The organism is Streptomyces sp. NPDC004721 (assembly GCF_053601495.1).
In genome coordinates, this window is sequence record NZ_JBSGBZ010000055.1 from 1 (window position 1) to 10,841 (window position 10,841).

At 70.2% G+C, this 10,841-nt stretch carries 7 protein-coding genes and 1 pseudogene; 7 read left to right on the plus strand and 1 reads right to left on the minus strand.

What is annotated here, in order from left to right; translation table 11 throughout:
* The first annotated feature begins 366 nt into the window (after positions 1-366).
* The 7 genes and pseudogenes from ACWEK3_RS33910 (at position 367) to ACWEK3_RS33940 (ending at position 10,089) form a co-directional block, all read left to right on the plus strand.
* Positions 367-1,959 carry a TIGR02677 family protein gene (locus ACWEK3_RS33910; protein WP_450546005.1) on the plus strand — a complete coding sequence of 531 codons (1,593 nt, stop codon included), beginning with the start codon at positions 367-369 and terminating at the stop codon, positions 1,957-1,959.
* Positions 1,959-3,296, plus strand: coding sequence for a TIGR02678 family protein (locus ACWEK3_RS33915; RefSeq protein ID WP_450546003.1), 1,338 nt, complete (start codon positions 1,959-1,961; stop codon positions 3,294-3,296). Before ACWEK3_RS33910 ends, ACWEK3_RS33915 begins: the two co-directional genes overlap by 1 nt.
* Positions 3,293-7,498 carry a TIGR02680 family protein gene (locus ACWEK3_RS33920; protein WP_450546001.1) on the plus strand — a complete coding sequence of 1,402 codons (4,206 nt, stop codon included), beginning with the start codon at positions 3,293-3,295 and terminating at the stop codon, positions 7,496-7,498. Before ACWEK3_RS33915 ends, ACWEK3_RS33920 begins: the two co-directional genes overlap by 4 nt.
* Positions 7,495-8,802 carry a TIGR02679 family protein gene (locus tag ACWEK3_RS33925; protein WP_450545999.1) on the plus strand — a complete coding sequence of 436 codons (1,308 nt, stop codon included), beginning with the start codon at positions 7,495-7,497 and terminating at the stop codon, positions 8,800-8,802. The genes ACWEK3_RS33920 and ACWEK3_RS33925 overlap by 4 nt, the downstream gene beginning before the upstream one ends.
* Positions 8,803-9,024: 222 nt before the next feature.
* A complete protein-coding gene (locus ACWEK3_RS33930; RefSeq protein WP_450545998.1) occupies positions 9,025-9,300 on the plus strand; it encodes a hypothetical protein in 276 nt (91 codons plus the stop codon).
* Positions 9,301-9,303: 3 nt separating this feature from the next.
* Positions 9,304-9,513: pseudogene (locus ACWEK3_RS33935) on the plus strand (transposase); the annotation flags it as partial.
* Between the two features lie 204 nt (positions 9,514-9,717).
* Positions 9,718-10,089, plus strand: a complete 372-nt coding sequence (locus ACWEK3_RS33940; RefSeq protein ID WP_450545996.1) for a hypothetical protein — start codon at positions 9,718-9,720, stop codon at positions 10,087-10,089.
* Positions 10,090-10,432: 343 nt separating this feature from the next.
* On the opposite strand, the gene ACWEK3_RS33945 is transcribed toward ACWEK3_RS33940, so the two are convergent.
* Positions 10,433-10,711, minus strand: a complete 279-nt coding sequence (locus tag ACWEK3_RS33945; RefSeq protein ID WP_453251422.1) for a hypothetical protein — start codon at positions 10,709-10,711, stop codon at positions 10,433-10,435.
* Positions 10,712-10,841: the final 130 nt, after the last annotated feature.

The window sequence follows — 10,841 nt, forward strand, 5'->3', positions numbered from 1 at the left end:
CCGAATAGTCTTTCATCGCCATCGGCGGTGTTCTCGCTTCCTCCGGATCAAGCAGATCCAGTATCAGCGTGTCCACCACTCAGGGGGAGGCCCCGGACCATCCACCAGCGTGGCCGCCCGGTGGGCAGACCGTCAGGGTCGATCGTTTGGGAGCAGCGTCTCCACAGCCGCCGCGCAGGTCACGGGCCTGGGCCAGTTCGTCCCAGTGCCGTATTGCAGGTCGCTTGGTGCTGTGGTGCTGGGCGGGGCCGTGCTGAAGGCGGCCTGTAGGGGGTGCTGTGGGTGCGAGGTGGCGTCTGGCCCCAAGCAGGTGGATTTTGCCTGACCTCATTCGGAGTGTCAGTGGTGGTCCGTACGCTCGGTGGTATGGAGGGGGACGAACTGCGCGAAGAGTTGGCCAGTCACGACGGCGATGGTGAGGCGTGGCAGCGGTTGAGTGCGTACGCCTACCTCAGCGCACCCGAGCGCCTGGAGTATGTGGCGGTGATGCGGGTGTTTTGCGGCACGCTGCTTGCGGACCTGGCGGTGCCTGAGCTGCTGGCCAAGCTGGCACACAGGGGCGTTCCGGGGGCGGCGCTGGATGCGGAGACGCTCACCGCCCGGCTCGAGCAACTGGTGCGCTGGGGCAATCTGCTGCGCAGCACGCATACCGTCAAAGCGGCGAGCATCGCCGAATACCAGCGCTCGCGGTCCCGTTACCAGTTGTCGAAGCTGGGGGAGCGCGTGCAGCGGGACGCGGACGAGGTCATGGCCGGGGCGGACGCGGCACGCGAGGTGAGCAGCGAGCTGCTGGCCCTCGTCGACCGAGGCCTGCGCGAGATCGCCGCCATGGCCGCGGCCCCGGGCGGTGCTGATCCGCAGCAGGCATTGGAGCGGATCAGCACGCTCTTTGTGCAGTTTGCTGAATTCGCCGAGTCCGTTCGGGACTTCTACGCCTATCTGGGCCAGGTGCTGGCCCGCTACGACCTCGACTCGGTCGAGTACCAGGGATTCAAGGAACTGCTCCTCGACTACGTGGAGGCCATCACCGAGGACGTCTCCTTCCGCGCCCCGCGCATCGCGGCCCACCTGGACGCCCTTGGGCCGCACCTGCCCGCGCTGCTCGCCCGTATCGACGCGCACGCGGCGGGCATCGGATCGCTTGCCGACACACTGCCTGAGACGCGGGTGCAGCGCAGCCGCGGACGGGACCTGGCGGACTGGGAAGGGCTACGCGAGTGGTTCACCGCCACCGGAGCACACTCCAGCCAGGTGGATCAGCTCCGGGACGCCACCTTGCGCGCCCTGCAGTCGCTGCTCGCCAATGCCAAGCGGATGCTGCGTTCGGCCTCTGGTGAGATGTCCCGTCGCAAGGACCTGCTGCGGCTGGCGGCCTGGTTCGACACTGCTCAGCCGGAGGAGGCCCACGACCTCGCGGTCGCTGCCTTCGGACTGTACGGAGCACGCCATCTGGGGGTGGCGCCGGATGCCGACCGGTCCGTGCCGGCGTACGTGAGCTGGTGGACCGGACCCGTCGTGGACGTGCCGGTGGCGCTGCGCGAGCGCGGCAGCAGGGCCCCACGGGGACGTGCCGCGGCGGCCGAGGACAACTCCGAGCAAAAGCACCGCCTCTTGGAGCAGGCGCGGCAGCAGGCCGAGGCCCGGCAGGCGGCGGCCGACGAACTCCACAGCGCCTCGGGCAGGTTCGAACAGGTGCGCCTCAGCGCCCCGGCCATGCGACTACTGCTGGAACTCCTCACCACTGCCCTCGGCAACGCCCAGCTGCACAAGGATGCCCGCGACTTCCAGCTCGACGGTGCGCAGGCAGTCGACGTGGACCTCGGCATCCGGCTGACCGCATGGCGCACCCCCGGCCGGTCCACCATCCTGCGGTCCGTGGACGGTGACCTGATGGCGGACGATCTCACCGTAGCCGTCGAGAGCGCGTCCACACCCGCGGCCGGGGAGGCGAGCGCCTGATGCCGCTGCCCTCCGCACACGACGTCGCCCTCGCCGCCGAGCGCCGCACAGCCGCCCGGCTCATGCTGGCCCACCCTCTGGTCACCAGTACCGGAGAACACAGCGACACCTTCCCGCTGATCCGGCGCCATGCCGACTGGCTCGCCCAGCGCTTCCAGCAGGTGTTCGGATACCGTCTGCTGGTGGAGGCCTCCTACGCCCGGCTGTTCAAGGCAGGTCTTGGCCCTGGCTCGGGCCACCGCCTTCAGCGACCGTCGACCGGAACGCCGTTTACTCCGCGGACGTACGCCTACGTGGCCCTCGCCCTGTCGGTCCTTGTCACTGCCCCGGAACAGCTCCTGCTCTCCCAGCTCGTTGCCGACCTGCGGGCCGCCGCCGTCGACGCTGGCATCGAGATCACCGACACGGGGCGGCAGGCTGAACGGCGGACCCTCGCAGCCGCGCTGCGGCAACTCGTCGACTGGGGCGTCCTGGTGGAGACCGAGGGACAGGTCGCAGCCGTCGCCGAGGAGCGAGCCGGAGAGGCGCTGCTGACCGTGGACCGCGAGATCGCTCGGGCTATCGTCGCCGGCCCGCTCGCCCAAAGCCGCGACGGCGCAGACCTCGTGCGCCGGGCCGCCGACCCTGGTTTTGGAGGGCCGCGTACGTACGTCCGCCGGCGCCTGGTCGAAACCCCCGTCGTCCACCTCGACGACCTCACCGACGCCGAACGCGAATGGCTGCGCACCCGGCAGCGCCGCGAGGCGCAGGCATTCTCCGAACTGCTCGGCCTGGAAGCTGAGATCCGAGCCGAGGGCATCGCCCTGGTCGACCCGGACGACGAGCTCACCGACCTGCACCTGCCGGGCACCGGGACGGTGGCTCAGGCCGCGCTGCTCCTCGTGGAACGACTGGTCGACCGGCTGCGCCCTGAGAACCCCGGCCACCCCGCGGTCGGCGGACGGCTGGTGATCGGCGTACCCATCCCGGACGGACTGCTGCCCGGCCTGCTCGACGAACTGATCGAGGAGTACGGCAGGCGCAGCAACTGGCAGCGCGGCCATCTTCAGGACCGGGACGGATTCCTCGCCGCCGTCCTCGACCTCCTCGTCCGAATGCGCCTGATCGCACCCGCCGGCCCCGTGCGGGCAGACGGCCACGGCCTGCCCGAGGGATACCAGGAGACGGTAGCCGAAGGCCGCCCCGTCACCGACGTCTCCCAGGCCCGCGGCCAGGGCCATAGCGACGGCCAGTGGATACTGCTCGCCGCGGCCGCCCGGTACGCCACCACGGTGGCCCTCAAGCCCCGTACCGACCAGTCCCCAGCGGACGACGTCTCCCAGGAGCTGCCCCGATGAACGGCCTGCCGAACCTATCCCGCTACCGTCTGCACCGCGCGGGCATCCGGAACGTCTGGCAGTACGACGAGCAGGAGTTCGCCTTCGGTGAGGGGCGGCTGCTGCTGCGCGGCAAGAACGGCGCCGGTAAGTCCAAGGCCCTGGAGATGCTGCTGCCCTATCTTCTCGACGGCGAGGCCCGCGCCCTGGATGCCACGGGAACCGGACGCACCACCCTGGCCTGGCTGATGCTCGACGGCTTTGCGCAGACCAACCGGCTGGGCTACCTGTGGCTGGAGTTCACGCGGACGGACGAGGAGGGAACCGACCACCATCTGACCATTGGCGCGGCCATCCGCGCGTCCCAGTCGACCAAGACGGCGAAGCCGTTCTTCTTCACCACGCGGCTGCGGGTCGGCGAAGACCTTGACCTGGCCCCGGCCGGCCAGCCCCTGCCCGTCGACCAGCTCAAGTCGCTCCTCGGCGCGGAGAACGTCACCGACCGCGCCGTCGAGCACCGTGCCAGGGTCGCCCGCGAACTGTTCGGCCTCACCGACCCGGCGCGCTACCGCAACCTGCTCCACCTACTGCACCGGCTGCGCCGGCCCACCATCGGCGACCGCATCGACTCCGGCGGACTGGTCTCCGTCCTCGCTGAGACGCTGCCCGCCCTCGATGACGAGGTCGTGCAGAAGGTGGCCAGGGGCCTGGACGACCTCGACACCGTACGGGCCGATCTCGGGCGCCTGGAACGCACCGATCAAGCGCTGCGCACGTTCCTGGCCGGCTACCGCGGCTATCTGCACGGCGCGCTGCGCCGCCGCGCGGACGAGGCGAGTAGTGAGCTGGAGCGGCTGATGCAGCAGCGCAGGTCCACGGGGGACGCGGCGCGCACAGCGGAGGGGCTGCGCGAGCGCGAGCAGGAACTTGTCGCTCGCGTCGAAGCCCTGGAAAGCGAGGCCAGCGCCGCCGAGACGGACCTCGCCGCCCTACACGCCAGCGCCGGATACCGCAGCCTGAAGGAACTCGGGGACAAACGCCTCACCGTCACCGCCCTGCACAGCGCGGCTGTCGCCGCCTTCAAGGCCGTCCGGCAGGCCCACAGCAATCAGGAGGAGGCCGGACGGCGCCTGACCGCCCAGGCCCGGCGGCTTGGCGAAGAGCTGGTCGAACTGAGCACGGCACAAGGAGAGCTGGCGCAGGAAGCGGAGCGGTCCGGGCTCGACCCCGTCCACCTGGGCGAGCCCGTCGCGACTCCCGCCACGACGGTCGCGCCCGCCACGACAGCCGAACTGAGCGCACCGGAAGACGATGTCCACCTCGTACGGCACAGCGAGGTGCTGGCACTCGACGCCGAGCTCTGTGCGACCGCGCTGAACGCCTGGGATGCCCAGCTCGGCGCCGCGCAGCCGGTGATCAGAAACCGGTCCCGGTCCGTCACCGAACTGGGCGCCCTCATCGAACGGTCTCACCAGGCCCAACGGGAGGCTAAGGAGGCCGACGCCGCTCGTGAACGCCTGGAGGAACAGGCAGACGGTGCGCGCACCCTGGCCGAGCAGCGCCGAGAGGAAACGGTGCGTGCGGGGCAGGCCTACGCTCAGGCGGCTCGGGCCTGGACCGAGCGGTTGCAGCACCTCACCGGGGTGCCCCTTAACGCCGTGAGCGCCCTGATTGCGCACGACCCGGCGGACGGACCGCTGGCCGCCCAGGCCTCCGACGAGGTGGCCGAAGCGGCACGGTCAGCCGTCGTCGCGTGGCTGGCGGAACTGAACGAACAACGCGACACCCTCGCCCTGACCGTCCACGACCTGGCCGCCGAACAAGACCGCCTCCACCGCCGGCGCGAGGAATGGGAACACCGCACCGACCCCGAGCCGCCGCCCCCGCCCCACCGCATCACCCCCCGCACACCCGGCACCGGAGCGCCCCTGTATCGGCTGGTGGACTTCGCTGACGACCTGGCGCCGGATGCGCGAGCCGGGCTGGAAGCCGCGCTGGAGGCCAGCGGCCTGCTCGACGCCTGGGTGTGCGCCGACGGCACCGTTGTGGACCCGGCCACGCGCGACACCCTGCTGGTCCCGGCAGCACCGGTGGCCGGGGTGAGCCTCGCCCGGGTGTTGCGGCCGGTCGCCGCGCAGGACAACGCAGTGACGGTGGAACAGGTCGAGCGCGTGCTGGAGGCAGTGGCTCTGGTCGCAGGCGGGCTCCTCACCGACACCGATGCCGCCGACACACAGGCGGCTGGAGTACACACCGCCATCGGCACCGACGGCTCCTTCAAGCTCGGCATCGCCCGCGGCCGCCACGCCAAGCCCACCGCCGAGTACGTGGGCGCGCAGGTCCGCGCCGAGACCCGTCGCCGGGCACTAGCGGAACTCGACAGCCAGTTGACAAACGTGCAGCAGGAGCTGGCCGAGCATCGGAACAACCTCCATGCCCTCACCGAACACCGCGACCAGGTCGGCGACACTCTGCGGCGACCGCCCTCAGCGCGTGCGCTGACCGATGCGTGGGCTCGCACGGCCGAGGCCGAGCGCACCGCCGAATCCCTCGCCGCACAGGCGGCCGCCGCCGCCCGCGAGGCGGAGCAGACACGTGCCCGCGCGGTCGCCGCCCGGCGTGAGACCGAGGCGACAGCCAGTGCCCACAGCCTTCCGGCGGACCCCGCCGCACTCGAAACGGTCCGGCGCGCTCTCGACCGCCTCGGCCAGGGCACGCAACAGCTGCGACGGCGCCTACGCGCGGTCTTGTCCGCGGCCGACGACCACCGCGGCGGCCAGGCGGACTACGAGCGTGCCACCTTGGCCCGCCAGGAGGCTGAGTCCGACTACGCCGAGCCCCTCGGCCGCCTGGAGGCCGCCCGTCGTACCGTCCGGACTCTGCAAGAGGCACTCGGCGCTACGGAACAGCAGATCCTTGCCCGCGAGAGCGAGGCGAAACGTCGCCTGGAGGCCGTCGACCGCCAGCTCCCACGCGTGCGGAAAGACCTGGCCGACCTGCACGACCAGCGCGTACGGGCGGAAGAGGACGTCAGAGCACGACGTGAGGTGCTCGCCGCCCAGGAGACCGGAGTGCTCGCCTGCGGCAGGCAACTGCGTACGGTCCTGTCGCTGCCCGGTGTGCTTAGGGGAGCAGGTCTCGACGCCGACGCCGACAATGGTGCTCTGAAGTTGCCGGACCCTGTCCACGACGACGTGCGGGAACGCATCACAGCGTTGCGCCTGCTGATCGACGCGGTGCGCCGAGGCTTGGACACTGCACGCCACGACATCTCGGACACCACACTCCTCAACCGTCACACGGAACTGCGTGACCAGCTCTCCGGAGGCTACGACGCCACGCTCACGGAACACGACGGCATCAAGCTCTGCCAGCTCGTCGACGACCACGGTCCGCACGACGTCGCCCTCGTCGGCGAGCGGATCGCTGCCCAGGCCGCCGACGCGCGGGACCGTCTCACGGACCGCGAACGCGAGGTCTTCCAGCGTTTTTTGACCGGAGAGCTGGGCGACCACTTGTCCTCGCAGGTGCTCGCCGCGGGCGCCTTGGTCGCCGCCCTCAACACCACCCTGTCCACGGTCCGCACCTCACACGGTCTGGGTGTCGCCCTCGACTGGAGACTGGCCGACGCAGTGGATGCGGACGTCAAGGAGGCTGTCGACCTGCTGCGCAGCCCCTCCGGACTGCGCACCCGTGAGCAGTCCGAGCAACTCCGCGACATCCTCCAGCGCCGCATCGAGGACGCACGCCGCGCCGACCCGGCCGCCGGCTACGCGGCCCATCTGCGCACCGCGCTGGACTACCGCAACTGGTTCACCTTCACGCCCTGGGTGGTCAACGACGCGGCACCGGGCAGCCGCCGCAAGCTCTCCGGCCGCACGGGCCTGAGCCAGGGCGAACAGCGGGTCCTGTCTTACCTGGTCCTTTTCGCCGCGGCGGCCGCCCACTTCACCAGCCTCGCCGACGCCGCCCCACACACACCCCGCCTGATCCTCCTCGACGACGCCTTCGCCAAGGTCGACGAGCCCACCCACGCCCGCCTCGGCCGCATCCTGGTCGACCTGGACCTCGACTTCGTCCTCACCAGCGAACGCCTCATCGGCAACTGGCCCGACGTACCCTCCCTCCACATCTACGAATGCCTGCGCGATCCGCATGTGCGAGGCGTGGCGACGCTGCACTACACGTGGAACGGACGACAGCGCAGACTGATGCCGGTATGACAGACCTGACAGATCCCGGGCGTGCCGACGCACACCCCCTCGACGCAGACACCCTCACCTTCCTCACCCGACCGGGCCTCACCCGTCTTTGGACCGCGGCCCGGGCCCGCCTGGAACGCAACGGAATCCAACCGGCCGGCAGCATCAAACTCCAACGCCTCAACGCAGCCGAACGCGAAGCCCTGTCCCTCCTGCTAGCCAGACCCCTCACTGGCCCCGCCGCCACAATCAGCCTGACGGAGCTGGACGCACGCCTGCGGGCCAGCGCCGTCGGCCGGGGCCTGGCCGCCACGCTGGAAGAACTGGGCCCACCCCTGACCGACCGCCGCGCCGCCCGCCACGCGGCGACCGCTGAACGAGCTCGCATCTGGTCGACGGCGCAGACCGCGATGAAAGCCACGTCGCTATCCACCCAACCCTGGACGGCTCAGTGGCTGGAGGAGATACGACGCGGCGGCGCACTCGCCCGCCAAGCCCCCGACACCGCGACCGCGGTCGTCACCCAGGCGGTCCACACCCTGGCGATACTCTTCCCCGACACGGACCCAGACCCCACCCCGGCCACCTGGGGCCGCGGCGAACTGGCCACCAGCGCCACCGGCTCCGCCCACGGCTTGGACGACGGCACACTGCTGTCCCGGCTGGTCCTGCGCGGCATCGCGCTGGCGCACGATGTTGAGTTCCCCGCCGACGCGCCTGCACGCCGAGCCCTGTGGCGCCTGGCATCGGTCACCCCGGACGAGGTGTCCAGCACCGTGCTCACCTACAGCTTGGGCCCCACAGGCGGCACCTGGGGCGAAAAAGCCCTGCGCGAGCGGTCAGAGCACCACCTGGAAACGCACCTCACCCTGCGAGAACTACGCACCCTGCACCTGCAGATGCCAGCCCACACCCGCATCCACGTCTGCGAGAACCCCCGAGTGGTCGAAGCCGCCGCCGACGCCGGCTGCACCGCGCCGCTGATCTGCACCTCAGGTAGCGCAACGACGGTCGTCCTCACCTTGCTCGACACGCTGGCCGACGCCGGGTGCGCCTTCGCCTACCACGGGGACTTCGACTGGCCAGGCATCGCACTGGCCAACCGTGTCATGCTGCGCTACAGGGCCCAGCCCTGGCGGATGACAGCACAGGACTACGAGTACCTCGCCACCCGCACCCAGGCGCACGGCACACCGCAACTCCTCCTCACCGGCCCGCGCACCGAGGCCACATGGGATGCGGAACTGGCCCCGACCATGGACGTCGTGGGAATGGCCCTGCACGAAGAGGCGGCACTCGACCTGCTCTTGGAAGACCTCGCGTAAACCGACCCTCGACGCACCCCATCACACCGCGTGCAGGGCTGAGAAGTAGCCGCTTTCCGCACGGAGCCTTCGACGGGACGGAGCGAGCTCGTTTGAGCGGGTACAGCAAAAGCACCAGCGAGAGGGGTGGAATGCGGGCGTGGGCAGGCGCGCATCACAGGGCGAGGTCGCGGTACGACAGGTCGACGGCGCGGCAGTCAGCAAGGACAAGCTCGGTCCGCGATGGAGTGCGAGATCCGCAAGGTGCGGGCGGAGGGCCAAGGCCGCAGGAAGCTGCCGGTGAGCGAGAAGAAGATGGAGGCGCGTGTGGTAGCCCACTTCGAGATTCGAGTCCTGGTCTGGCGCCCCCTCGAAGGCGCACCCCTGGCCTGGCTGACGTCGGTGGTCTGGGTCCCGACCCGGCACAATGAGGCCATCGCCGCCTTCACCGACGCGGTCGGTGAAGGACTCGCCCAGGCGGGACATCGCCCGATCGAGGGGTCCCAGACCGTTGACTAAAGACCGGTGATCGCCCGACGCGGCGTCACCCACGGCCCCAGGCTCGGCAAGGTTCGCTGGGTGGTCGAGCGCACCTTCGCCTGGCTGCACCAGTTCAAACGACTCCGTGTCCGCTACGAGCGACGCGCCGCCCTCCACCAGGGCTTGCTCGAACTCGCCTGCGAAATCATTTGCCTCCGACGGTTTCTGCGGTCAGACGCAGCCCAGCAGTAGGCTTCTCACGCGTGACCTCCCGTCCTCACGGCGAACCGCGCCGCTCCGTCAAGAGGCCGGCACCGAAGAAGCGGACGACGATGCCTGCCGCCCCGCTCCCCGGGCGGCCGGACAGGCTGCTGCCCTGTTCTGCCGGTCGTTGCCGCGGCCTGTCTGCTCCACCCCCGCGTGAAGCAGCCCGACGGGATACGCATTCACTAGCACTTGGCCCAAGGCCGCCGGCCGGGCGAGATCGTCCCGCTGTCCACCCTCACCCAGGAACTGGGTGGCGGCGCCCACTGGCCCGAGGTCGGCGACTGGGAAGCGGTGGTGGCCGACCTCGTCCGGCTCATCCGCAAAGAGGGCTGCGACGCGCTCAGCCTGGGCCTGCCCCTCATCGAGCGCGCCCTGCTGTGCAGCGGCCCTGACAGCACGATCCGCGCCATCGACCCGGCCACCCAGGAATGCACCGCCTATGGCCCGCAGGACCGAAAAGCAGTCCTGGCCCAGGTACGCCAGCACCTCGCCTGGGCCGAATCGGGCAGTGCTTTATGGCCTGGTGACGACCTGCTCAGCCCGCCCAGGACCAGGCTGTGAAACAGGTGCAGAGTTCACGGCGCAGCACCGGTCCGCAGCCGGAGGCGGACCGTACACCGCCACAAGCGGCACCTACCTTTCCAGCAGCCTTGTCGGTGCCCAGCAGTTGCCAGTTGTCTGGCATACGGGGGTAGGGCCAGCCGAACGCCCCAGCCAGGACCGCGGTGACGTGCCTGAAACCTGACGACTTTCTCAAGGGCTGCGTGATCGGTGTGGAGGTGAGCACCGTGGCGGGGAGCTGGCCCGTCATCCATTCCTATGGCGACGGGCCAGGCCTTTGCCTCGCAACCCTGCACACCAGTCAGACAGCTGCCTGGACAGCTTGGTGCTCGTGTGCGCGGGTTCAGCCGGTGGGAAGCCCGGCTCGGTTTCTGCTCTGTCGAGTGCGGATCTCGTATAGCGATGTGACGAGGGCCGCGAGGTTGAGGGGGAAGGCGATGACGTTGGCTATCTGGGGGAGGTCGAAGGCGCGCAGGAGGCTGGCGCCGAGCGCGATCAGGAAGAGGGACAGGGGGAGGTATCGGCGCCGCGAGGGGAGGTTCTGCATCCGGGCAACGGTGAGCGAGCACCAGAGCGTGAGGCAGAAGACGGTGATGCCCACGACGGCGATTGCGATCAGCATGAGGGACGTTGTCTCTGTAGGGGGAGGGGGGTCGTTCCGTTCGCACGTGGGGTCCGCGCGGCAGGGAAGGGGTGGTGCCCCGCGGAAGGTCTCTGCGGGGCACCACCGTATGGGTTGCTGGTGTGGAGGG